The sequence below is a fragment of the Kitasatospora cathayae genome, from assembly GCF_027627435.1.
Lineage (GTDB): Bacteria > Actinomycetota > Actinomycetes > Streptomycetales > Streptomycetaceae > Kitasatospora > Kitasatospora cathayae.
This window is the reverse complement of sequence record NZ_CP115450.1, coordinates 1450218-1476380: the sequence shown is the minus strand read 5'-3', so window position 1 is coordinate 1476380 and position 26163 is coordinate 1450218. Positions and strand designations below refer to the sequence as shown.

Sequence of the window (26163 nt, the reverse complement as noted above, 5' to 3'; positions counted from 1 at the left end):
CTGAGGAACACTGATGGCCCATATCGCATTTTTCAGTGTGGCCGCCCACGGCCACGTATCGCCGACCTTCGGCATCGTCGCGGAGCTGGTCTCCCGCGGCCACCAGGTCACCTACTTCACCACGAAGGAGTTCGAGGAGCGGCTCGTCCGGCTCGGCGCGACGGTGTGCCGCTACGACGTCGCCACCTCCTCCGGCCACTCGCCGCGCGCCTTCGCCGAGAACGACCTGAGCGCGCTGCCGCTCTTCTTCCTGTACGGCAGCGCGGACCGGATCGCGCTCGCCGAGGAGCGGTTCGCCGACGGGCGGCCCGACCTGGTCGTGTACGACAACACGGCGCCGTTCGTCGGCCGGGCGCTGGCGCGCCGCTGGGGCTGCCGCTCCGTGCAGTTCTTCCCCAGCATCGCCTCCAGCCGCGGCTTCGCCCTGATGGACGCCATGCTCGCCCGGACCGGCCGCTCCGCGGCCCACGAGGCCAACGGCGCCGAATTCGACCGCCGGCTCGGGGAGTTCCTGACCGCCGTCGGGCTCGGCGGCACCGCCACCGAGGAGTTCATGGACTTCGAGGAGGAGCTCAACCTGGCCTTCCTGCCCCGGGAGTTCCAGCCCGGGCAGGACGCCTTCGGCCCGCACTACCGCTTCGTCGGCCCGAGCCTCGGCGACCGGACGGCGCAGGAGCGGTGGCAGCGCGCCGAGGACGGCCGGCCGCTGGTCCTGGTCTCGCTCGGCACGGTGTTCAACCGGGCGACCGGGTTCTACCGCGGCTGCCTGGAGGCCTTCGACGGCACCGAGTTCTCGGTGGTCATGTCGATCGGCGCGCAGACCGACCCGGCCGACCTCGGCACGCTGCCGCCGAACGTCGAGGTGCACGCGAGCGTGCCCCAGCTGTCCGTGCTCGACCGGGCGTCCGCCTTCGTCACCCACGGCGGCATGGGCAGCACCATGGAGGCGCTGTCCTTCGGCACGCCCATGGTGGTGGTGCCCCAGATGGTCGAGCAGGAGATCATCGCCGACCGGGTCGCCGAACTGGGCCTCGGCCTGCGGCTCGACCCCGCGGCGCTGACCCCCGCCGGTCTGCGCGAAGCGGTGCGCACGGTCAGCACCGATCCGGCGACCGCGGCCCGGATGGCCGGGATGCGGCAGCACGTCCACGACGCGGGCGGGGCGGTGGCCGCCGCGGAGGCGATCGAGCGGCACCTGGTCCGCACGGAAGGAGAGGTGGCGGCGGTATGAGCACTCCGGAGATCCTCATCGTCGGTGGGGGAGCGGTCGGTTCGCTGCTCGCCTGCGACCTGTTGCAGCAGGGCGTCCCGGTCCGGCTGATCGACGGCAAGCCCTCGCTGGAGGAGAGCGACCCGCACTCGCGAGCCGTGATGATCTGGCCGCGCGTGCTCGAACTCCTGGAGAAGACGGGCATCGCGGAGGAACTGGTCTCCCGCGGACGCCCCGCGACCGACGTCAGCTTCTTCTCCCGCGGCCGCCGGCTCGGCACCGTGCCCATGCACGGCATGGACACCGCCTACCCGTTCGGACTCGGCATCGTCCAGCGCGAGCTGGAGGACCTGCTCTGGGCCCGCCTCGCCGAACTCGGCGGCCGGGTCGAGTGCGGTACGGAGCTCCACGCCCTCGACAACTCCGGGCCGCTGCCCCGGGCCACCCTGCGCCACCGGGACGGCACCCGGGAGGAGACCGAGCCGCAGTGGCTGATCGGCGCCGACGGCGCCGGCAGCCTCACCCGCCGCCTGCTCGACATCCCGTACCCGGGCCTGCCCTTCCCGCTCGGCATCTCGCTCGGCGACTTCCCGATCAGCGGGCCGGCGGTGTCCGGCGTCGAGTACCACTACGGCGAGACCGGGATGCTGCCGCTGGTCCACCTGCCCGACGGAGTGTGCCGGCTGGCCACCGTGGTGCTGCCCGGGGAGCCGGACTGGTCCGACCGGCCGCTCGCCGACTGGCAGGAGATGGTCGATCAGCGCACCAGCCTCCCGTACGAACTCGGTGAACCGCTGTGGAAGCGCACCTACTTCCCGCGGCCCGGCGTGGCCGAACGGTTCCGCGACGGGCGGGTGATCCTGGTGGGGGACGCCGCGCACAGCGTGGTGCCGCTCGGCGGACAGGGGCTCAACCTCGGCCTCCAGGACGCCGTCAACCTCGGCTGGAAGCTGGCCGGCGTCGTGCGCGAGGGGTGGAGCGACGCCCTGCTCGACAGCTACGACAGCGAGCGCCGACAGGCGGTCGAGCAGGTCCGCACCGTCATCCGCACCGAGATGGAGCTGTCGGCGCCGCAGACCCCCGAGGACGCCGCGCGCCGCGACGAGGCCGTCGCCGCCGCCGAGCGCTCCGGCTTCCTGCGCAAGGTGGCCGCGCCGCTGATGAGCCAGCTCGGACTGAGCTATGCTCCACTCGAAGAACCCCTGTGGCGCTCGCAGTTGAAGCGCCGGCTGACCGTCGGCGACCGGGTGCCGTTCTTCCACTCCTCCCGAACCGAGCCCGGCTCCCCGGTGCTCGACCGGAGCGCCCACATCGCCCTGCTGTGGCCGGGCGAGGGCCTCCCGGAGGACTGGACCGCCGTGGCCGAGCGGGCCCGCGCCGCGTTCGGCGAGCGGATCGCCGTGCACGACCTCGCGCGGCTCACCGACGACGGACGCGGCCGACTGCGGGCCGGGTTCGGCCCGCTCCCGCTGATCGCCCTGGTGCGCCCCGACGGCCACCTCGCCCGGCTCGCCCCGGCCGACCGGCCGCAGGACTGCCTTGCCCACCTGGACCGGCTCACCGGCCGCTCCACCCCCTCCAGCGCGAAGTGAATGAGACCGTGCGGACGCTGCTGATAGACAACTACGACTCGTACACCTACAACCTGTTCCACCTCCTCGGGCAGGTGAACGGCGAGGAGCCCGTCGTCGTCACCAACGACGCGGTCGAACTCCCCGACCTGGACGGGTTCGACAACGTCGTGATCTCCCCCGGCCCGGGCCATCCGGCCCGCGCCCGCGACTTCGGCATCTCGCTCGACGTGCTGCGCCGGGCGAGCGCCCCGGTGCTCGGCGTCTGCCTCGGCCACCAGGGCCTCGCGGTGTCCGAGGGCGGCCGCGTGGTGCCGGCGCCCGAGGCCCGCCACGGGCACGTGGAGCGGGTCACCCACCAGGGCGACGCGTTCTTCGCCGGGATCCCCCGGGAGTTCGGCGCCGTCCGCTACCACTCGCTGTGCGTCGCCGAGCCGCTGCCGGACGACCTCGAACCCATCGCCCGGGCCGAGGACGGCGTGATCATGGCGCTGCGGCACCGGCGGCTGCCCCGCTGGGGCGTGCAGTTCCACCCGGAGTCCATCGAGACCGAGTACGGGCTGCGGATGATGGCGAACTTCCGCGACCTCACCACGGCCGCCCAGGGCCGCAGGTCCTTCGCCGTTCCCGTCGTCGCGCCGTCGGCGCCCGTTCGCGAGCAGTCCCCGGCAGGGCAGCGGCGCTACAGCCTGCAGGTGCGCGAGCTGGACCGGGCCGTCGACACCGAAGCGGCCTTCGATGCGCTCTACTCCGGCTCCACGAACGCCTTCTGGCTCGACAGCGCGCGCGTCGAGCGGGGCCTGTCCCGGTTCTCCTTCCTCGGGGACGCCGCCGGCCCGCTCGCCGAGACGGTGCGCTACCGCGTCGCCGAGCGCGCCGTCGTGGTCGACGGGCCGGCCCCGGCGGTCCACGCCGGGACCGTCTTCGACTACCTCCAGCGGGAGTCGGAGCGGCGGGTGGTCGACGCGCCGCCGCTGCCCTTCGACTTCACCGGCGGCTACGTCGGCTACTTCGGCTACGAGCTCAAGGCCGACTGCGGCTCCAAGAACCGCCACACCGCCGAAACCCCCGACGCCGTCTGGCTGTTCGCCGACCGCTTCCTCGCCGTCGACCACGAGCAGGACCGCACCTACCTGCTGGCGCTCGGCACCGACGAGACCACCCGGGCGGCGGCGGAGGACTGGCTCACCGGGACCGCGGAGGTGCTGGAGGGCCTGCGGACCCTCCCGGAACCCGCCCCCGTCCCCGCCGCCTCCGTCGAGCCGTTCCTCGCCAAGCAGCGCGCGGACTACGTCCAGGACGTCAGGGCCAGCCAGGAGTACCTGCTCCAGGGCGAGAGCTACGAGATCTGCCTCACCAACGTGGCCGAGGTGCCGGCGACCGACGGTGGCTGGGAGACCTACCGCCGACTGCGCCGGCTCAACCCGGCCCCGTACGCCGCCTACCTGCACCTCGACGGCATCGACGTGGCCTGCTCCTCGCCCGAGCGATTCCTGAAGATCACGGCCGACCGGGTGGCCGAGGCCAAGCCCATCAAGGGCACCGCCCCCCGCGGCGCCACCCCGGCCGAGGACGAGGCCGCCCGCGCGGAACTCGTCTCCAGCGCCAAGACGCGCGCCGAGAACCTGATGATCGTCGACCTGCTGCGCAACGACCTCGGACGGGTCTGCGAACTCGGCAGCGTCGAGGTCCCGGTCCTGATGGCGGCCGAGAGCTACGCCACCGTCCACCAGCTGGTGTCCACCATCCGCGGCACCCTCAAGGCGGACGCCGACACCATGGACTGCGTGCGCGCCTGCTTCCCCGGCGGCTCGATGACGGGCGCGCCCAAGCTGCGCACCCTGGACATCATCGAGTCCCTGGAGCAGCGGGCCCGCGGCATCTACTCCGGCTCCATCGGCTACCTCGCCTGCAACGGCAGCGCCGACCTCAACATCGTCATCCGGACGATGGTCCGCACCGGTGAGCACTGGCAGTTGGGCGCGGGCGGGGCCATCGTCCTCGACTCCGACCCCGACGAGGAGTACGACGAGATGCTCCTCAAGGCCAGCGCGCCCGCCCGCGCCCTGCGCGCCCCCGAACCCCAGGCCACCGTGCCGGCCGCCGCCCCCGCCGCCCCCGCCGCCCCCGCCGACAGCAACGGAAGTGAACTCGCATGACCACCCAGACGCCCGTCGACGCCCCCGTCGACGTCCACGCCCTGATCGCCGAGATGACCCTGGAGGAGAAGCTCTCCTTCGTCCACGGCGCCGACGACCCCGAGAAGCTCGGCCAGTCCGGATACGTCCCGGGCGTCCCGCGGCTCGGCATCCCGCCGCTGCGGATGACCGACGGCCCCGCCGGTGTGCGGATGAAGCGCAGGACCACCACCGCGCTGCCCGCGCCGATCGCGCTCTCCTGCGCCTTCGACGAGGAACTCGCCGCCCGTTACGGCGAGTTCCTCGGCCACGAGGCCCTCGCCAAGCGCCAGGACGTGCTCATCGGCCCCATGCTCAACGTGCTGCGCCAGCCGTACGGCGGCCGCAACTTCGAGCTGTACGGCGAGGACCCGCTGCTGGTCACCGCGATCGGCACGGCCGTGGTGGCGGGCATCCAGTCGCAGGGCGTCATCGCCATGCCGAAGCACTTCGCGGCGAACAACCAGGAGGAGAACCGGATGGTCGTCGACGTGCGCGTCGACGAGCGGACCCTCCGGGAGATCGAACTCCCCGCCTTCCAGTCGGTCGTGGAGGCCGGCGCCGGTGCCCTGATGGGCGCCACCAACAGCGTCAACGGCGACTTCAGCTGCCAGAACGGGCCGCTGCTCACCACCCTGCTGCGCGAGGAGTGGGGTTTCGAGGGCTGGGTGATGTCCGACTGGGACGCCGTGCACGACACCGCGGCCGTCGAGCGCGGGCTCGACCAGGAGATGCCCGACGGCAAGCACCTCGGCGCACCGCTGGCCGAGGCGATCACCGAGGGCCGGATCGACGAGAAGGTGCTCGACCGCTCCGTCGCCCGCATCCTCGGCCAGATGGCCCGCTTCGGCCTGCTCGACCCGGCCGGACGCCCCGCCGTCGAGCGGGACGCGGAGCGCGGCCGCGCCCTGGCCCTGGAGGTGGCGCAGGCCGGCTCGGTCCTGCTGCACAACCCGCGCGGCGTCCTCCCGCTGAGCGAGGACCGGCTCCGCGACAAGGGCCTCGCGGTCATCGGGCTGGCCGCGGCCGTGCCCAAGACCGCCGGCGTCGGCAGCGCGCTCGTCGTCCCCGAGGTCGCGAGCACCCCGCTGGACGTGCTGCGCCGGCGCCTCGGCGAGGACCGGGTCGAGTTCCGCATCGGCGAGGACCCGGCCGGCCGCCCGATCCCCGAGTCCGCGCTGCAGCCGCCCTTCCGCGAGGGCGAGGTCCCCGCGGGCCCCTCCACCGAGCCGAACTACTTCTACGAGGGCCGCCTCACCATCGAGACGCCCGGCCGCTACCGCATCGCCGTCACCGCGCTCGGCGGCTACGCGGCGATCGACCTGGAGGGCCACCCGCGGGTCTTCGCCGGCAGCTCCTTCGGCGACACCGCGGGCATGACCCTCGACCTGGAACCGGGCAGCTACAAGCTGGTGCTGTCGGCCCTGCCGGTGCCCGGCAACCCGGTCAAGCTCACCCTCGGCTGGGTCACCCCGCAGCAGGCCCGCACCGACATCGAGGAGGCGGCCGAGGCCGCCCGCAACGCCGAGGCCGCGCTGGTCTTCGTCTACGACGAGCTCGCCGAGCTGATCGACCGTCCGGAACTCGGGCTGCCCGGGCTCCAGGACGAGCTCGTCACCGCGGTGGCCGAGGCCAATCCGAACACCGTGGTGGTGCTGAACACCGGCTCGTCCGTGCCGATGCCCTGGCAGGACCGCGTCGCCGGCGTCCTGGACGTCTGGTACCCCGGCGAGATGGGCGCCGAGGCGACCGACGCCCTGCTGTTCGGCGACGTCAACCCGAGCGGCAAGCTCACCCAGACCTTCCCGGTGGACGCCGACCACACCTCCGTCTCCGGCGACCCGCTGCGCTACCCGGGCGCCGACGGCCGCGTCGAGTACAGCGAGGGCCTGTTCGTCGGCTACCGCTGGCACGACCAGCACGGCGACCAGCCGCTGTTCCCCTTCGGCCACGGCCTCAGCTACACCACCTTCGCCTACGAGGACCTCGAACTGACCGCCGGGGGCCGCACCCTGCGGGTCGCGTTCACCATCCGCAACACCGGTGCGCGGGCCGGGCGCGAGATCGCCCAGGTCTACCTCGGCGCCAGCCCCGAGGCCGGCGTCGACCAGGCGCCCAGGGCCCTCGCCGGGTACACCTCGGCCCGGCTGGAGCCGGGCGAGTCGGCCCGGGTGGAGGTCGAGCTGGCCGCCCGGTGCTTCGAGTACTGGGACGCCGACGCCCGCGCCTGGACCGTCGGCGCCGGCCGCCGCACCGTCCAGGTCGGCGCCTCCTCGGCGGACGTCCGGCTCACCGCCGACGTGCTGGTCGCGAGCTCGGGCGAGGTCGGGGAGTGACCCCGCCGGGGCGGACACCGCACACCCCCGTCTGCATCATCGGGGCCGGACCCTCGGGCCTGCTGCTCGCCCGGCTGCTCCGGCTGAACGGCATCGACTCGGTCGTCCTGGAGCGGCGCACCCGCGCCCACGTGGAGAAGCGGGTCCGCGCCGGGCTGCTGGAACAGGGGACCGTCGAGGTCCTGCGCGACGCCGGGGTCGGCGAACGGCTCGACCGCGAGGCGCTCGTGCACGAGGGCTTCGAGTGGCGCCTCGACGGCGTCGTGCACCGGATGCCCTTCACCGAGCTCTGCGGTGCGTCGGTGTGGATGTACGGTCAGCAGGAGGTCGTCAAGGACCTGCTGGACGCCCACGGCGACGGGCCCGGCCTGCACTTCGGCGTCGAGGACGTGCGGATCGCCTCGGTCACCGCGGACGGCGCGCGCGTCGTCTGCACGATCGACGGTCAGCCCACCGAACTGACCTGCGACTTCATCGCGGGCTGCGACGGGTTCCACGGGGTCAGCCGGCAGGCCGTGCCCGGTACGGAGCTGGTCGGCCACGAGCTGACCCACCCCTTCGCCTGGCTCGGGGTCCTGGCCGCCGCCCCGCCGCTGTCGCCCGAGTTGATCTACGCCGTCGGCGACCGCGGGTTCGCGCTCCAGAGCATGCGCTCGCAGCAGGTCAGCCGGCTGTACCTGTCGGTGCCGCCCGGCGAGGGCGTGGACGAGCGCGGGGACGAGGAGATCTGGCGGGAGCTGGACCTGCGGCTCACCGGCGGCCGGGGCACCCTGCCGACCGGCGAGATCCTGGAGCGGGTCATGGTGCCGCTGCGCAGCTTCGTGGCCGAGCCGTTCCAGTACCGCCGGCTCTTCCTCGTCGGCGACGCCGCGCACATCGTCCCGCCGAGCGCCGCCAAGGGCCTCAACATGGCCGTCGCCGACGCCCGGCACCTCGCCGAGGCGCTCGCCGACTGGTACGCCCACGGCCGGCGCGAGGCCCTGGACGGCTACTCGGCCACCGCCGTGCCCCGGGCGTGGCAGGGCCAGCAGTTCTCGGCCTCGATGACCACCCTGATGCACGCCGCACCGGACGAGACGGTCTTCGACCGCCGGCTGCGCAGGGCCCGGTTCGAGCGCCTGCTGTCATCCACCGCCGAGGCGACGGCCTTCGCCGAGCAGTACACGGGTATCGCACGCCGCTGACGTTCACGGGGGCGCGAGCCGCCCCCGTGAACGGTGTCACTTTTTTGATCGACTGGAGTCCGGACGTCATGACCAACGAAGAGAAGCTGCTCGACCACCTCCGCTGGGTGACCGCCGAACTGCACCAGACCAAGAAGCGGCTGCACCAGGCCGAGACGGCCGAGCCGATCGCGATCGTGGCGATGAGCTGCCGCTACCCCGGGGGCGTGACCAGCCCCGAGGACCTGTGGCAGCTCGTCCTCGACGGCCGCGACGCGGTCGGCCCCTTCCCCGACGACCGCGGCTGGGACACCGCGGCCGTCTACCACCCCGACCCGGACCAGCAGGGCACCACCTACGTCCGGGAGGGCGGATTCCTCGACCGCGCCGACGAGTTCGACGCCGGCTTCTTCGGGATCTCCCCGCGCGAGGCCCTCGCCATGGACCCCCAGCAGCGCCTGCTGCTGGAAACCTCCTGGGAGGCCTTCGAGCGGGCCGGCATCGACCCGTCGTCCGTGCGCGGCAGCCGCACCGGCGTCTACGTCGGCGTCATGCACCACGACTACGCCTCGCGCCTGGACACCCTCCCGGAGGGCGTCGAGGTGTACGCCGGCAGCGGCAACGCGGGCAGCGTGGCCTCCGGTCGCATCTCCTACACCCTCGGCCTGGAGGGGCCGGCCGTCACGGTCGACACCGCCTGCTCCTCCTCGCTGGTCACCCTGCACCTGGCCGCCCAGGCCCTGCGCCAGGGCGAGTGCACCCTGGCCCTGGCCGGCGGGGTCACGGTGATGTCGACGCTCGACCTGTTCGTCGACTTCAGCCAGCAGCGCGGTCTCGCCGCCGACGGCCGCTGCAAGCCCTTCGCCGCCGCCGCCGACGGCACCGGCTGGGGCGAGGGCGTCGGCCTGTTCCTGCTGGAGCGGCTCTCCGACGCCCGGGCCAACGGGCACCCCGTGCTCGCCGTGCTGCGCGGCTCGGCCGTCAACCAGGACGGCGCCAGCAGCGGGCTGACCGTACCCAACGGACCCTCGCAGCAGCGGGTGATCCGGCAGGCCCTGGAGCAGGCCGGGCTGACGCCCGGCGAGGTCGACGCCGTCGAGGCGCACGGCACCGGCACGACGCTCGGCGACCCGATCGAGGCCCACGCGCTGCTCGCCACCTACGGGCGGGAGCGCTCCGAGGGCCACCCGCTGTGGCTCGGTTCGGTCAAGTCCAACCTCGGGCACACCCAGGCCGCCGCGGGCGCGGCCGGCGTCATCAAGATGGTGATGGCGCTGCGCAACGGCGTGCTCCCCAAGACCCTGCACCTGGACGAGCCGAGCCCGCAGGTCGACTGGACCGCCGGCGACGTCCGGCTGCTGTCCGAGCGGACCGACTGGCCGCAGACCGGTCGTCCGCGCCGCGCGGGCGTGTCCTCCTTCGGGATCAGCGGCACCAACGCCCACGTCGTCCTCGAACAGGCCCTGGCCGAGGACGCCGAGCCTGCCGAGCTCGCGGATCGCCCCGAACTCCCGCTGGCGGCACTTCGGTTGGCCGCCCGCAGCGCCGAGGCCGTACGGGACCAGGCCGCCGCCCTCGCCGCCCGGCTCACCGGGACCGAGACCATGGCGGACCTCGCCGACCTCGGCTACTCGCTCGCCACCACCCGGACCGCATTCGACCACCGGGCCGTCGTCCTCGGCGCCGACGCCGCCGAGATCCGCGAAGGGCTCCTCGCCCTCGCCTCCGGCACCCCCTCCGCGGCGGTCGTGCGGGGAAGCTCGGGCAGCGGCGCGCGGACCGCCTTCCTGTTCACCGGACAGGGCTCCCAGCGGGCCGGCACGGGACGGGCACTGTACGGCGCCTTCCCCGTGTTCGCCGAGGCCTTCGACGCGGCCTGCCGCGAACTCGACCGCTACTTCGACACCCCCGTCCGCGAGGTCGCCTTCGCGGCGCAGGACAGCGCGCACGCCCAGCTGCTCCACCGCACCGAATACACCCAGGCCGCCCTGTTCGCCCTCGAAGTCGCCCTCTTCCGGCTGACCGAGAGCTGGGGCATCCGCCCCGACGTCCTGCTCGGCCACTCCATCGGCGAGCTCGTCGCGGCGCACGTCGCCGGCATGCTGACGCTGCCGCAGGCCTGCGCGCTCGTCGCCGCGCGCGGCAGGCTGATGCAGTCGCTTCCCGAGGGCGGCGCCATGCTCTCCGTCGAGGCGGCGGAGGACGAAGTCCGCCCGCTGCTCGCGGAGTTCGAGGGCCGCGCGGACATCGCGGCCGTCAACGGCCCCGCCGCCGTCGTCCTCTCCGGCGACGAGGACGCGATCGACGCGCTCGCCCGGCAGCTCACCGGTCGCCGCACCAAGCGGCTGCGGGTCAGCCACGCCTTCCACTCGCCGCGCATGGAACCGATGCTCGACCGCTTCCGCGGCGTCGTCGAACGACTGGACTTCCGCCCCCCGACCATCCCGATCGTCTCCAACGTGACCGGCCGGATCGCCACCGCCGAGGAGCTGAGCACCCCCGAGTACTGGGTGCGCCACGTCCGCGAGGCGGTGCGCTTCCACGACGGCGTACGGGCCCTCGACGCCCACGGCGTCACCACGTACCTGGAGCTCGGGCCCGACGGCGTGCTGAGCGCCATGGGGCAGCTCTGCCTCGCCGACACCCCGCGGGACGCCCGCTGGAGCTCCGTGCTGCGCCGCGGCGCCGACGAGGTGCGCAGCCTCGGCCGCGCCGTCGCCGAGATCCACACCCACGGCACCGGCGTCGACTGGGCGGCCGCCCTGCCGGGCGCCGCGCGGGTCGACCTGCCGACCTACCCCTTCCAGCGGGAGCGCTACTGGCTGGAGGGCGGCACCGCCACCGGCGAGGTGGCCTCGGCCGGTGTGGAGGCCGTGGGTCACCCGCTGCTCGGGGCGATGGTGGTGCTGGCCGGGTCCGACGGCTTCGTGTTCACCGGCCGGCTGTCGCTGCGCTCCCAGGCCTGGCTGGCCGACCACGCCGTGAACGGCGTGGTGCTGCTGCCCGGGACCGCCCTGGTGGAGCTCGCCGTCCGGGCCGGGGACCAGGTCGGCTGCGGACGGCTGGAGGAGCTGACGCTCGAAGCGCCGCTCGTCCTGCCCGAGGAGGGCGAACTCCAGCTCCAGGTCGCCGTGGACGCGGCCGACGGCACCGACCGGCGGACCGTCACCGTCTACGCCCGAGGGCTGGACGGCGAGTGGACCCGGCACGCCAAGGGCGTCGTCGCCCGGGAGGCCGGGGCCCGGACCGAGGGGCTCCCGGCCGCGGAGGAGACCTGGCCGCCCGTCGGCGCCGAGCCGGTGGACCTCGCGGACTTCTACCGGCAGCGCGCGACAGCCGGCTTCGGCTACGGCCCGGCCTTCCAGGGCTTGCGGGCGGCCTGGCGGCGTGGTGCGGAGGTGTTCGCGGAGGTCCGGCTGGACCAGGAACAGGAGGCGGGCCGGTTCGGTCTGCACCCGGCGCTGCTCGACGCCGCCCTCCAGGCGATGGGCGTCGGGGCACTGCTGCCCGAGGACGGCGCCGCACGGCTGCCGTTCGCCTGGAGCGGCGTCACGCTCCACGCCGCCGGCGCCTCGGCCCTGCGGGTGCGGCTGGTCCCGGCGGGCGACGAAGCCGTGTCGCTGACCGCGACGGACGAGCGCGGCCTGCCGGTTGTGACCGTCGACTCGCTCACCCTGCGGCAGCTGTCCGCCGGGCAGCTCTCCCCGGCCGCTGACGCCCTCTTCCGACTGGACTGGGTGGCCCTCGGCAACCTGCCGAAGGAGGATGGCTGGTCCGGCTCGGTGGAGTTGGTGGAGGTGGACACCTCTGCTGGTGTGCGGGCTGCGGTGCACGGGGTGTTGGGCTCGGTGCAGGGTGTGCTGGCCGCGGATGGGGCTTCGCGGCGGTTGGTGTTCGTGACGCGTGGTGCGGTGGGTCTGTCGGGGGACGGGCTGGTGGATCCGGCCGCTGCGGCGGTGTGGGGTCTGGTGCGTTCGGCGCAGTCGGAGCATCCGGGGCGTTTCGTGTTGGTGGATGTGGACGGTTCGCCGGAGTCGTCGGCGTTGCTCGAGGTGGTGGGCGCGGGGGAGGAGCCGCAGGTCGCGGTGCGTTCGGGTGTGGTGTCGGTGCCTCGGTTGGTGCGGGCTGGGCTGGTGTCCTCCTCGGATGCTCCGGGTTTCGGGTCCGGGGGCACGGTGTTGGTGACGGGTGGTCTGGGTGTGTTGGGTCGTCTGGTGGCTCGGCACTTGGTGGAGGTTCACGGGGTTCGTCATCTGGTGTTGACGGGTCGTCGGGGTCTGGCGTCGGAGGGTGCCGCCGGGTTCGTGGCGGAGTTGGCGGGGTTGGGTGCGTCGGTTCGGGTGGTGGCGTGTGATGCGGGCGATCGTGGGGCGCTCGCGGAGCTGTTGGAGGGTATTGGGGCCGGGGAGCCGCTGAGGGCCGTGGTGCATGCGGCGGGTGTGCTGGATGACGGTGTGGTGGGCTCGTTGACCCCGGAGCGGGTGGATTCGGTGCTGCGTCCGAAGGTGGATGCGGTGTGGAATCTGCACGAGTTGACGGTGGGTCTGGGGTTGTCGGCGTTCGTGGTGTTCTCGTCGGCTTCGGGGGTGTTGGGGGCTCCGGGGCAGGGGAGTTATGCGGCGGCGAACGCGTTCCTGGATGCGTTCGCGCAGTACCGTCGTGGTCTGGGTCTGCCGGCGACCTCGTTGGCGTGGGGTTTGTGGGCCGAGCGCGGTGGGATGACGGCCGGTCTGGGTTCGGTGGAGGTGGGGCGGATCTCGCGTGGCGGGATGCTGCCGTTGTCCACGCGGGAGGGTCTCGCGCTCTTCGATGCCGGCCTCACCCACGACCACCCCGTGCTGTACCCGATGCGCCTGGACCGCGCCGCGCTGCGCACCGCGGGCGAACTGCCGCCCGTCCTGCGCGCCCTGGTGACGGCCCCGGTCCGGAGGAACACGGCTGCGCCGACCGGGACCGGCTCGACCGACGGCGACCGACTCGCCCGGAGCCTCGCCAACCTGCCCGAGGCCCAGCAGGAGCGGGTGCTGCTCGACCTGGTGGCCACCGAGGTGGCGACCGTGCTCGGTCTGGCGGCGAACGAACCGCTCGACCCCACCCAGGTGTTCAAGGACCTCGGCTTCGACTCCCTCACCGCCGTCGAGCTGCGCAACCGGCTCGGCGCCGCCACCGGACTGCGCCTGCCCGCGACCCTCGCCTTCGACCAGCCCAGCCCGTCGGCCCTCGCCGGCTACCTCCGGACCCGACTGCTCGAAGGCCGGACCGCACTCCCGACGGCGGGCGCGACCACGGCCGCGCCGATCGACGAGCCGATCGCCATCGTCGGCATGAGCTGCCGCTTCCCCGGCGGGGTCCGCAACCCCGAGGACCTCTGGGACCTCGTGGCGAACGGCGGAGACGCGATCAGCGCCTTCCCCGACGACCGCGGCTGGGACCTGGACGCACTGTTCGACCCGGACCCCGAGCGCCAGGGAACCTCGTACGTCCGTGAGGGCGGATTCCTCGACGGAGCAGCCGACTTCGATCCGGTCTTCTTCGGGATCTCGCCGCGTGAGGCCCTCGCCATGGACCCGCAGCAGCGGCTCCTCCTGGAGTCCGCGTGGGAGACCTTCGAGCGGGCCGGGATCGCACCGGCCTCGGTCCGGGGCAGCCAGACCGGCGTCTTCACGGGCGTGATGTACCACGACTACGTCAACCTGGTGCAGGACCAGGAGGGCCTGGAGGGCTACGCCGGCAACGGCAGCGCGGGCAGCATCGCCTCGGGCCGGATCGCCTACAGCCTCGGCCTCGAAGGACCGGCCGTGACGATCGACACCGCCTGCTCCTCGTCGCTCGTCGCGATGCACCTGGCGAGCCAGGCGCTGCGCGAGGGCGAATGCTCGCTGGCGCTCGCCGGCGGCGTGACCGTGATGTCCAGCCCGAACACCTTCATCGAGTTCTCCCGTCAGCGCGGTCTCGCCGCCGACGGCCGCTGCAAGCCGTTCGCCGCCGGCGCCGACGGCACCTCCTGGTCCGAGGGAATCGGACTGGTGCTGCTGGAGCGGCTCTCGGACGCGCGGCGCAACGGCCACCAGGTGCTGGCCGTGATCCGTGGCTCCGCGGTCAACCAGGACGGCGCCTCGAACGGGATGACCGCGCCCAACGGCCCCTCCCAGCAGCGGGTCATCACCATGGCGCTCCAGAAGTCGCGGCTGGCGGCCGACGAGGTCGACGCGGTGGAGGCGCACGGGACCGGCACCACCCTGGGTGACCCGATCGAGGCGCAGGCGCTGCTCGCCACGTACGGGCAGGGGCGTTCCGCGGACCGTCCGCTGTGGCTGGGGTCGGTGAAGTCCAACCTGGGGCACACCCAGGCGGCCGCCGGTGTGGCGGGTGTGATCAAGATGGTGCAGGCGATGCGGCACGGTGTGCTGCCTCGGACCCTCCACGTGGACGCGCCGTCGCCGCACGTGGACTGGTCGGCGGGCGAGGTCTCGCTGCTGATCGAGGACCGGGAGTGGCCGGAGACGGGGCGTCCGCGTCGGGCGGGTGTGTCCTCCTTCGGCATCAGCGGGACCAACGCCCACGTCATCCTCGAACAGGCCCCGCAGAGTGCCGAGTCGGCTGCTCCGGCGAGCTCGGCGGCGGTTCCGCCGGTCTCCGTGCTCTCCGCGCGCAACGATGCCGCGCTCCGGGACCAGGCCGCGCGACTGGCCGTCCACGTCTGTGCGGACGGCTCCCTGACCGTGGCCGAGGTGGCCCGCTCGCTCGCGACCACCCGGTCCCCGCTCGCCCGCCGTGCGGCGGTGGTGGCGGCGGACCGTGAGGGGCTGTTGCGGGGGCTTGAGGCCCTGGCGGAGGGTCGCCAGGCCAAGGAGTTGGTGGATGCCGCTGCTGTCGGCGGCAAGACGGCGTTCCTGTTCACCGGTCAGGGTTCCCAGAAGCCAGGAATGGGCCGGGAGTTGTACGAGGCCTTCCCGGCGTATGCCAGCGCCTTCGATGCCGTGTGTGCGGAGCTGGACAGGCACCTGGACGGTTCGGTCCGGGAAGTGGTGTTCGGCGACGACGCCGAGCTGCTGAACCGGACCGTGTGGGCGCAGGCTGGGCTGTTCGCGCTGGAGGTGGCGCTGTTCCGCCTCCTTGAGTCGTGGGGTGTGAGCCCGGACCTCCTGCTCGGCCACTCGATCGGTGAAGTGGCGGCCGCGCATGTGGCGGGGGTGTTCTCGCTGGAGGACGCCGCTGCGCTGGTGGCGGCGCGTGGTCGGTTGATGCAGGCACTGCCCGCCGGGGGCGCGATGCTCGCGGTGGCGGTCGATCAGCAGACCGCTGTGGAGCTCCTCGCGGGCTGTGAGGGGCTGGTCGATGTCGCGGCGGTCAACGGTCCGCGTTCGGTGGTGCTTTCAGGCGACGCTGGGGCGATCGAGAAGGTCGAGCAGAAGGCAAGGGCGGCCGGCCACCGGGTCAAGCGCCTTTCCGTCAGCCACGCCTTCCACTCGCCGCTGATGGAGCCGATGCTGGCCGAGTTCGGTACGGTCGTCCGCGCTCTCAAGGCGGCCGAGCCGAGGATCCCGGTCGTCTCCAACGTGACCGGCGCACTCGCCACCGCCGAGGAGCTGACCAGCCCCGACTACTGGGTGCGGCACGTCCGCCAGGCCGTGCTGTTCCACGACGGTGTGCGCACCGCCTCCCAGCTCGGCGCGACCCGCTTCGTCGAACTCGGCCCCGACGGCGTCCTGACCGCCCTCGCCCAGGACTGCCTCACCGACACCGCCACCCACGCCTTCACCTCCCTCCTGCGCCGCGACCGCCCCGAGGACCAGGCCGTCGCCGCCGCCCTCGGCACCCTGCACTGCTGGGGCACCGTCCCCGACTGGCAAGCCGTGTACGGGGGTTCGGGCGCGCGCCGAGTCGACCTGCCCACGTACGCCTTCCAGCGTCAGCGCTACTGGCCCGACGCCGTCCCGACCGAGCCGCACCGGACGCCGTCGCACCAGCAGGCCGTCCCGGAGGAGAACGCCGCCGCTCCGGCCTCGACGCACGGCTTCGACTCGGCCGAGGACGCTGGTCGCGCCCTGCTCGACCTGGTCCGGGAGACCGTCGTCGCCGTGCTCGGGCACGACGCGCAGGAGACCGAGGACGCCGAACGCGCCTTCCGTGACCTCGGCTTCGACTCCATGACGGCCGTCGAGTTCCGCAACCGGCTGAACCGGGCGACCGGGCTAAGCCTGCCCACGACCCTGGTCTTCGACCACCCCACCCCCGCCGCACTGGTCCGGCACCTGCGGGCCGAACTGCTCGGGGGAGACGACCGGACGCAGGTCGCACACCGCACGGTCGGCAGCGACGAACCGATCGCGATCATCGGCATGGCCTGCCGCTTCCCGGGCGGGGCGAACTCCCCGGAGGAGCTGTGGCGGCTGGTCGAGGGCGAGGTCGACGCCATCACGCCGTTCCCGGCCGACCGGGGATGGAACCTCGACGCCCTCCACGACCCCGACGCCGACCGGATCGGCACGACCTACACCCGGGGCGGTGGATTCCTGCACGACGCGGCCGAGTTCGACGCCGGCTTCTTCGGGATCTCGCCGCGCGAGGCGCTGGCCATGGACCCGCAGCAGCGGCTCCTGCTCGAAACGAGCTGGGAGGCCTTCGAGCGGGCCGGGGTGACGCCCGAGTCGGTCCGCGGCAGCGGTACCGGCGTGTTCGTCGGCACCAACGGCCAGGACTACACGGCGCTCGTCTCGGCGTCCGCGGAGAACCTGGAGGGGTACCTCGGCACGGGTGGTGCCGGGAGCGTCGCCTCCGGCCGGATCGCGTACACGCTGGGCCTCGAAGGACCGGCGCTGACGGTGGACACCGCCTGTTCCTCGTCGCTGGTCGCGCTGCACCTGGCCGCCGAGGCACTGCGGCGCGGTGAGTGCTCGCTCGCGCTGGCCGGCGGGGTGACCGTCATGTCCACCCCGGTGTCCTTCATCGAGTTCTCCCGGCAGCGCGGGCTGGCCCCGGACGGCCGCTGCAAGCCGTTCGCCGCCGCGGCCGACGGCACGGGCTGGTCGGAGGGCGCGGGCATGCTGCTCGTGGAGCGGCTGTCGGACGCGCGGCGCAACGGGCACCGGGTGCTGGCCGTGATCCGTGGCTCGGCCGTCAACCAGGACGGCGCGTCGAACGGTCTGACGGCGCCCAACGGCCCGTCCCAGCAGCGGGTGATCCGCCAGGCCCTCGCCAACGCGGGTCTGACCGGCGCCGACGTCGACGCCGTGGAGGCGCACGGCACGGGCACGGCCCTCGGCGACCCGATCGAGGCGCAGGCGCTGCTCGCCACCTACGGCCGGGAGCGCCCCGAGGACCGTCCGCTGTGGCTCGGTTCGATCAAGTCCAACATCGGGCACACCCAGGCCGCGGCCGGCGTGGCGGGCGTCATCAAGACGGTCATGGCGATGCGAAACGGCGTGCTGCCGAGGTCGCTGAACCTGGACGAGTCGACTCCGCACGTCGACTGGACCTCCGGCGGCGTTGCGCTGCTGACGGAACGCCGGGAGTGGCCGGAGTGGGGCCGGCCGCGGCGAGCCGCCGTGTCCTCGTTCGGCATGAGCGGCACCAACGCGCACCTCGTGCTCGAACAGGCCCCGACGGAGGCCGAGACGGCCCCGGTCGCGCTGCCGTCCACCACCCCGGTGGTGTGGCCGCTGTCGGCCAAGTCGGAGGAGGCGCTGCGCGCCCAGGCCGAGCGGCTGGGCGAGTACCTCGCCTCCCGCCCGGACGCGGACCTGGTCGCGGTCGGGCGCGAGCTCGCGGTGGCCCGTACGGCCTTCGCCCGCCGCGCCGTGCTGACCGCTGCGGACCGCGCGGAGCTCCTCGGCGCGTTGGAGGCTCTGGCGGGCGGTGCGGGGGAGATCCTGCTCGCCCGGGAGAGCACGAGGACGGTGTTCCTGTTCACGGGGCAGGGTTCCCAGCGGTTGGGGATGGGCCGGGAGTTGTACGGGGCGTTTCCGGTGTTCGCGGGCGCGTTCGACGCGGTGTGTGCGGAGCTGGACGGGCATCTGGACGGTTCGGTCCGCGACGTGGTCTTCGGTGACGATGCCGAGTTGCTGAATCGGACGGTGTGGGCGCAGGCGGGGCTGTTCGCGCTGGAGGTGGCGCTGTTCCGCCTCCTTGAGTCGTGGGGTGTGAGCCCGGACCTCCTGCTCGGCCACTCGATCGGTGAAGTGGCGGCCGCGCATGTGGCGGGGGTGTTCTCGCTGGAGGACGCCGCTGCGCTGGTGGCGGCGCGTGGTCGCCTGATGCAGGCACTGCCTGCGGGCGGCGCGATGCTCGCCGTCGGGGTGCCGGTCGAGGAGGCGGGGGAGCTGCTCGCCGGGTTCGCCGGCCGGGTGGATGTCGCTGCGGTCAACGGTCCGCAGTCGGTGGTGCTCTCGGGTGAGGCCGGGGCGATCGGGGAGATCGAGCAGGCGGCACTGGCGGCCGGCCACCGGGCCAAGCGCCTGTCGGTGAGTCACGCCTTCCACTCGCCGCTGATGGAGCCGATGCTGGCCGAGTTCGGTACGGTCGTCAGCGCTCTGGCGGCGGCTGAGCCGAGGATCCCGGTCGTCTCCAACGTGACCGGCGCACTCGCCACCGCCGAGGAGCTGACCAGCCCCGACTACTGGGTGCGGCACGTCCGCCAGGCCGTGCTGTTCCACGACGGCGTGCGCACCGCAGCTGAACTGGGTGCGACCCGCTTCGTCGAGCTCGGCCCCGACGGCGTGCTCTCCGCGATGGTGCAGGGCATCCTCGTCGGCCCCGAGACCGGAGCGAAGCCCGAGACCGTGACGATTCCGCTGCTGCGCAGGGGCCGGCCCGAGCCGCGGAGCCTGTTCGACGCGCTCGGACGGGCACACGCCACCGGTGTCCCGGTCGACCTGTCGGCGCTCCTCGGAACGACCGCCGCCTCCGCAGCCGACCTGCCGACCTACGCCTTCCAGCGTGAGCGGTACTGGCCGACGCCGGCCGAGCGGGCCGAGCTGCCCGCGTGGCTGGGCGGCGCCGCGGGCGCGTCCAAGCTGAACGAACTGCTGTACCGCGTCACTTGGGCGCCGCTCGTCGGCCGGGTTCCGGCTGTGCTGTCGGGGCGGTGGTTGGTGGTGTCGGTGGACGGGTGTGCCGATGTGGCGGGCGCGTTGGTCGCGGCGGGTGCCGAGGTCGTGGAGTGTGCGGCGGGGGAGGTGTCGCAGCGGGCGCTGGTGGGTGAGCGGTTGAGTGGTGTGGTGTCGTGCCTGGGGTCTTCGGGTGCGGTGCTGTCGCTGGTGAAGGTGCTGGGTGAGCTGGGTGTTTCCGCGCCGTTGTGGTGTGTGACGCGGGGTGCGGTGTCGGTGGGCGGGTCTGATGCCGCGCCGGATGCTTCGCTGGCTCAGGTCTGGGGTCTGGGCCGGGTGGTGGCTCTGGAGCGGTCCCAGTCGTGGGGTGGTCTGGTGGACGTGCCGGAGGTTCTGGACGCGGAGGCCGGTTCGTGGCTGGCGCGGGTCCTGTCCGGTGCGGCCGGTGAGGACCAGGTGGCGGTCCGCGAGGGCGGCGCCTACGGCCGCCGACTGGTGCGCGACGCCTCCGCCCCCGGTGCCGCCCCGTCCGGTGAGGAGTGGCGGGCCCCCGCCTCGGCGCTGATCACCGGTGGCACCGGAGCGCTGGGCGCGCACGTCGCGCGCTGGCTGGCCGGCCGTGGGGCCGAGCGGCTGGTGCTCACCGGCCGACGGGGCATCGAGGCCCCCGGTGCTCGCGAACTGGCCGCCGAACTACAGCAGTTGGGAACCACGGTGACGGTGGTGGCATGTGATGTCGCCGATCGCGAGTCCCTGGCGGCCCTGCTCGCCGAGCACCCGGTCGACGCGGTGTTCCACGCGGCGGGCGTCCTGGACGACGGCGTGGTGGAGTCGCTCACCGAGGAGCGGCTGGCCCGGGTGCTGCGCCCGAAGGCCGACGCGGCCGATCACCTCGACGAGCTGACCAGGGACTCGGACCTCTCGGCCTTCGTCCTCTTCTCCTCCGTCGCCGGTTCGGTCGGCGGCGCGGGGCAGGGCAACTACGCGGCGGCCAACGCCCACCTGGACGCCCTGGCCGAGCGCCGCCGCGCCCAGGGGCTTCCGGCCACCTCCATCGCCTGGGGCCCCTGGGCCGCCGGAGGCATGGCGACCGACCCGGCCGTCGAGGCCCGGATGCGGCTCGCCGGAATGTCGCCGCTGCGCCCCGACACCGCGTTCTCGGCGCTCGAACGGCTCCTGGCCGACGGGAGGCCCACGGCGACGGTCATCGACATCGACTGGGGACGGTTCGCGCCCGGCTTCACCTCGGCGCGTCCGAGCCCGCTGCTCGACGCGATCCCCGAGGCCGTGCGCACCGTGCCGCAGGACGGCCCGGCCGGATCCGGCTCCGGCTCCGGCTTCGCCGAGCGGCTGGCCGCCCTGCCGGTGCACGAGCGGGCGGACGCCGTCCTGGAGCTGGTGCGCACCCACGTGGCCGGCGTGCTCGGGCACGGTACGGCCGGGCGCATCGACGCCGAACAGGCCTTCAAGGACCTGGGGTTCGACTCGCTGACGGCGGTCGAACTGCGCAACCGGCTCGGCGCGGCCACCGGCCTCGCCCTGCCCGCCACCCTGGTCTTCGACCACCCGGCGCCGTCCGCGCTCGCGGACCACCTGCTGGCCGAGCTCACCGGCGGCCAGGGCGACACCGATCCCGAGGAGGCGAGGATCCGGCAGGCGCTGGCCACCCTGCCGTTCTCCCGGATCCGGGAGGCCGGATTGGTCGACGTACTGCTGAGGCTCGCCGGCCTCGAAGAGACGTCCTCGGCGCCCGCCGAGGACGCACCGGCCGCCATCGACGAGATGGACGCCGACGCGCTGATTCAGCTGGCCCTGGGCGACAACGGATCCTGAGCGATCCGCGGGAAAGTGTGGAACTGAGAAATGGTTGCATCGAACGACAAGCTGCTGGAAGCGCTGCGGACCTCGCTCAAGGAGACCGAGCGGCTGCGGGAACAGAACCGCCGGCTCGCCGACGCCTCCCGTGAGCCCATCGCGATCGTGGCGATGAGCTGCCGCTTCCCCGGCGGCGCGGACACCCCGCAGAAGCTGTGGGAGATGCTCGTCGCGGGCCGTGACGCCGTGTCCCCCTTCCCCACCGACCGCGGCTGGGACCTGGAGGCCCTGTTCGACGAGGACCCGGACCGCGCCGGTTCCTCCTACGTCCGGGAGGGCGCGTTCCTCCACGAGGCGGGCGAGTTCGACGCGGACTTCTTCGGGATCTCGCCGCGCGAGGCGCTGGCGATGGACCCGCAGCAGCGGTTGCTGCTGGAGACCGCCTGGGAGGCCTTCGAGCGGGCCGGTGTCGACCCGACGGCCGTGCGCGGCAGCCGTACCGGCGTCTTCGTCGGCTCCAACGGCGGCGACTACGGCACCGTCCTGGTCGCCGGGCCCGAGGAGATCGACGGCTACCTCGCCACCGGCAACGCGGGCAGCGTGCTGTCCGGCCGGATCTCCTACGCCCTCGGCCTGGAGGGCCCGGCCGTCACGGTCGACACCGCCTGCTCCTCCTCCCTGGTCGCCCTCCACCTGGCCGCCCAGGCGCTGCGCAAGGAGGAGTGTTCGCTCGCCCTGGCCGGCGGGGTCACCGTGATGGCCAGCCCGACCACCTTCACCGAGTTCTCCCGGCAGCGCGGGCTGGCCCCGGACGGCCGCTGCAAGCCGTTCGCGGCCTCGGCGGACGGTACGGGCTGGGGCGAGGGCGTCGGCCTGCTGCTCCTGGAGCGGCTCTCCGACGCGCGGCGCAACGGGCACCGGGTGCTGGCCGTGATCCGTGGCTCGGCCGTCAACCAGGACGGCGCGTCGAACGGTCTGACGGCGCCCAACGGCCCGTCCCAGCAGCGGGTGATCGGCCAGGCACTGGCCGACGCCCGGCTCGCGCCCGAGCAGGTCGACGCCGTCGAGGCGCACGGCACCGGGACCATGCTGGGTGACCCGATCGAGGCGCAGGCGCTGCTCGCCACCTACGGCCGGGAGCGCCCCGAGGACCGTCCGCTGTGGCTCGGTTCGATCAAGTCGAACATCGGTCACACCCAGGCCGCGGCCGGCGTGGCGGGCGTCATCAAGATGGTGCTGGCGATGCGCAACCGGCTCCTGCCCAAGACCCTGCACGTGGACGAGCCCACCCCGCAGGTCGACTGGTCAGCGGGCGCGGTGTCGCTGCTGACCGAGTCCCGTCCCTGGAACGGGACGGGCGAGCCCCGTCGCGCGGCCGTGTCCTCGTTCGGCATGAGCGGCACCAATGCGCACGTCATCCTGGAGGAGGCCGAGGAGGCCGAGGAGGCCGAGGAGGCCGATTCGGCGTCCCAGGCCCCGGTCCCGGACGACGCGGTGCTGCCGTGGATCCTCTCCGCGAAGTCCGCCGAGGCGCTGCGCGCCCAGGCCCGTGAACTGGCCGCCTTCCTCGGCTCCGTTCCCGGTCCGGCGCTCGCCGACGCCGCCTTCTCGCTCGCCGCCACGCGCGCCCGCTTCGAACACCGCGCCGTGGTCGTCGCGGCGGGCCGGGACGGTGTCCGCGAGGCGCTGTCGGCCCTCGCCGCGGGCGAGCCGGCCGGCCCGCTCGTCGAAGGCCGGGCGCCCCACGCGGTGAAGCCGGTGTTCGTGTTCCCGGGGCAGGGGGCGCAGTGGGTCGGGATGGCGGTGGAGTTGGCGCGGGTGTCGCCGGTGTTCGCGGCGCGGTTGGCCGAGTGCGGGCAGGCGCTGTCGCGGTTCGTGGACTGGTCGCTGGATGAGGTGCTGGTCGATGAGGTGGCGCTGGCGCGGGTCGATGTGGTGCAGCCCGTTCTGTGGGCGGTGATGGTCTCGCTGGCGGAGCTGTGGCGCTCGTTCGGTGTGGTTCCGGCGGCGGTGGTGGGTCATTCGCAGGGTGAGATCGCGGCTGCGTGTGTGTCGGGGGCGTTGGGTCTGGTGGACGGGGCGCGGGTGGTGGCGCTGCGTTCGCGGGCGCTGCTGGCGCTGTCGGGTCGGGGTGGGATGGTCGCGGTGCCGGTGGGCCGGGCGGAGGCTGAGGCGCTGTTGGTGGAGGGGCTGTCGGTCGCCGCGGTGAACGGGCCGCGTTCGGTGGTGGTCTCGGGTGAGGTGGGGCCGCTGGAGGAGTTGTTGGCGCGGGTGGAGGGTGCGCGCCGGGTTCCGGTGGACTACGCCTCGCATTCGGCGCAGGTGGAGGAGATCGAGGGTGAGTTGCTGGAGGTGCTGGCGGGTCTTCGGCCTGTGGCGGCCGAGGTGCCGTTCCTGTCGACGGTGACGGGTGAGTGGTTGGAGGGTGGTGAGCTGGACGCCGGGTACTGGTACCGCAACCTGCGCCGGACGGTGCGTTTCGAGGAGGTCACGGAGCAACTGGCCGCTCAGGGTCATGTGTTCATCGAGGTCAGTCCCCACCCCGTCCTCGTTCCCGGTCTGGACGCCCCGGCCCTCGGCACCCTGCGACGCCAGGAGGGCGGGCTGAGCCGCTTCCTGCTCTCCGCGGCCGACGCACACGTTCGCGGTGTGCCCGTCGACTGGTCTCCCGTCCTCGAAGGCGCCGGCCGGACCGAACTGCCCACCTACGCCTTCCAGCGACAGCGGTACTGGCCGCGCCCCGGCACCGCGGTGCCGGTCGGCCAGGATCCCGCGGAAGCCGCGTTCTGGGCCGCCGTCGAGCGCTCCGACCTGCCCGCGATCGCCGACGAACTCGGCGCCGCGACCGACGAGTTGACGGGCCTGACGGATGCCCTGCCGGTCCTCTCGTCCTGGCGCCGGACGCGCCGCGAGCAGGCCGACGCCGACTCCTGGCGCTACCGCGTCACTTGGGCGCCGCTCGCCGGCCGGGTTCCGGCTGTGCTGTCGGGGCGGTGGTTGGTGGTGTCGGTGGACGGGTGTGCCGATGTGGCGGGCGCGTTGGTCGCGGCGGGTGCCGAGGTCGTGGAGTGTGCGGCGGGGGAGGTGTCGCAGCGGGCGCTGGTGGGTGAGCGGTTGAGTGGTGTGGTGTCGTGCCTGGGGTCTTCGGGTGCGGTGCTGTCGCTGGTGAAGGTGCTGGGTGAGCTGGGTGTTTCCGCGCCGTTGTGGTGTGTGACGCGGGGTGCGGTGTCGGTGGGCGGGTCTGATGCCGCGCCGGATGCTTCGCTGGCTCAGGTCTGGGGTCTGGGCCGGGTGGTGGCTCTGGAGCGGTCCCAGTCGTGGGGTGGTCTGGTGGACGTGCCGGAGGTTCTGGACGCGGAGGCCGGTTCGTGGCTGGCGCGGGTCCTGTCCGGTGCGGCCGGTGAGGACCAGGTGGCGGTCCGCGAGGGCGGCGCCTACGGCCGCCGACTGGTACGCGCCGGGTGGGGCGCCCGCAGCGGCTCGGCCCCGGCCGCGTCCCTGGACGTCTCCGGCACGACGCTGATCACCGGTGGCACCGGCGCACTGGGCGCGCACGTCGCGCGCTGGCTGGCCGGCCGTGGGGCCGAACACCTGCTGCTCACCGGCCGACGCGGCCCGGACGCCCCGGGAGCCCGTGAACTGGCCGCCGAACTGGAGCAGTTGGGCACCAAGGTCACCGTAGCCGCCTGTGATGCGGGGGACCGCGAGGCACTCGCCCGGCTGCTCGCCGAGCACCCGGTCAGCGCGGTGTTCCACGCGGCGGGCGTCCTGGACGACGGCGTGGTGGAGTCGCTGACCGAGGAGCGGCTGGCCCGGGTGCTGCGCCCGAAGGCCGACGCGGCCGATCACCTCGACGAGCTGACCAGGGGCTCGGACCTCTCGGCGTTCGTGCTCTTCTCCTCGTTCGCGGGCGCCGTGGGCGGCGCGGGGCAGGGCAACTACGCGGCGGCCAACGCCCACCTGGACGCCCTGGCCGAGCGCCGCCGCGCCCAGGGGCTTCCGGCCACCTCCATCGCCTGGGGCTCCTGGGGCGGTTCGGGCCTCGCCACGGAGACCGAGGTCGTCACCGAGCGGCTCCGACGGGGCGGTATGGTGCCGATGGCACCGGAGTCGGCGATCGCCGCCCTGGAACGGGCACTGATCCGGGACGAGACCCACCTGGTCGTCGCCGCGGTGGACTGGGACCGGTTCGGACCCACCTTCGTCACCGGCCGGCCGAGCCCCTTGCTGTCCCAGCTCCCCGAACTGCAGTCGCTCGCCGGGGCGGCCGAGGACGCGAACACGACCGGCGGCGCCTTGCGGGACTCGCTGCGCGGCAAGTCCGCAGCCGAGCGGGAGGACGCCCTCCTCGCGCTCGTCCGGGGCCATGTCGCGGCCGTCCTCGGCCACGGCTCGCTCGAAGCGGTCCCCGTCACCCGCGCGTTCAAGGAAGCCGGATTCGACTCGCTGACCGCCGTCGAGCTGCGCAACCGCCTCGCCGCCGCCACCGGGCTGACCCTGCCGGCCACCCTGGTCTTCGACCACCCGACCCCCGCAGCACTCGCCGCCCACCTGGGCGCCGAACTCGCCGAGGACGGCCCCACCGAGGGCAGCACGCCCCAGGAGGGCCTCGACCGGCTGGAACGGGCCCTGGAGCAGCTCGGCTCCGGCTCGCCCGAACACACCCGGATCATGCTCCGCATGCAGGCCCTCGTCTCCCAGTGGCGGGACTCCGACGAGGAGCGGTCCGCGGAGTCCGAGGACTTCGACTCCGTCTCCGACGACGACCTCTTCGGCCTCATCGGCGAGAAGTTCGGCATCTCATGAACCGGCGTCCCAGGAACACGACGCCGATGAACGACCC

The 26163-nt window shown here is 73.6% G+C and carries 6 protein-coding genes and 1 pseudogene; all 7 read left to right on the top strand.

What is annotated here, in order from left to right:
* Positions 1 to 13: 13 nt before the first annotated feature.
* Positions 14 to 1231 (top strand): macrolide family glycosyltransferase, encoded by a 1218-nt coding sequence (locus O1G21_RS06755; protein WP_270141637.1) that lies wholly within the window; start codon positions 14 to 16, stop codon positions 1229 to 1231.
* Positions 1228 to 2802 carry an FAD-dependent oxidoreductase gene (locus O1G21_RS06750; RefSeq protein ID WP_270141635.1) on the top strand — a complete coding sequence of 525 codons (1575 nt, stop codon included), beginning with the start codon at positions 1228 to 1230 and terminating at the stop codon, positions 2800 to 2802. Before O1G21_RS06755 ends, O1G21_RS06750 begins: the two co-directional genes overlap by 4 nt.
* On the top strand, positions 2799 to 4940 hold the full coding sequence (gene pabB / locus O1G21_RS06745) for an aminodeoxychorismate synthase component I (RefSeq protein ID WP_405000593.1): 2142 nt from the start codon (positions 2799 to 2801) through the stop codon (positions 4938 to 4940). The genes O1G21_RS06750 and pabB overlap by 4 nt, the downstream gene beginning before the upstream one ends.
* The gene (locus O1G21_RS06740; RefSeq protein ID WP_270141633.1) at positions 4937 to 7294 is read left to right on the top strand and encodes a glycoside hydrolase family 3 protein; all 2358 of its coding nucleotides are present in this window, start codon (positions 4937 to 4939) and stop codon (positions 7292 to 7294) included. Before pabB ends, O1G21_RS06740 begins: the two co-directional genes overlap by 4 nt.
* On the top strand, positions 7291 to 8478 hold the full coding sequence (locus O1G21_RS06735; RefSeq protein WP_270141631.1) for a 4-hydroxybenzoate 3-monooxygenase: 1188 nt from the start codon (positions 7291 to 7293) through the stop codon (positions 8476 to 8478). Before O1G21_RS06740 ends, O1G21_RS06735 begins: the two co-directional genes overlap by 4 nt.
* Positions 8479 to 8546: 68 nt before the next feature.
* Positions 8547 to 21338 (top strand): type I polyketide synthase, encoded by a 12792-nt coding sequence (locus O1G21_RS06730; protein ID WP_270141629.1) that lies wholly within the window; start codon positions 8547 to 8549, stop codon positions 21336 to 21338.
* Positions 21339 to 21389: 51 nt separating this feature from the next.
* Positions 21390 to 26126 (top strand): annotated as a pseudogene (locus O1G21_RS06725) (type I polyketide synthase); the annotation flags it as partial.
* Positions 26127 to 26163 lie beyond the last annotated feature (37 nt).

Coding starts and splice junctions, on each gene's coding strand:
- O1G21_RS06755 (WP_270141637.1), top strand. CDS start 14: ATGGCCCATATCGCATTTTTCAGTGTGGCCGCCCACGGCCACGTATCG.
- O1G21_RS06750 (WP_270141635.1), top strand. CDS start 1,228: ATGAGCACTCCGGAGATCCTCATCGTCGGTGGGGGAGCGGTCGGTTCG.
- O1G21_RS06740 (WP_270141633.1), top strand. CDS start 4,937: ATGACCACCCAGACGCCCGTCGACGCCCCCGTCGACGTCCACGCCCTG.
- O1G21_RS06730 (WP_270141629.1), top strand. CDS start 8,547: ATGACCAACGAAGAGAAGCTGCTCGACCACCTCCGCTGGGTGACCGCC.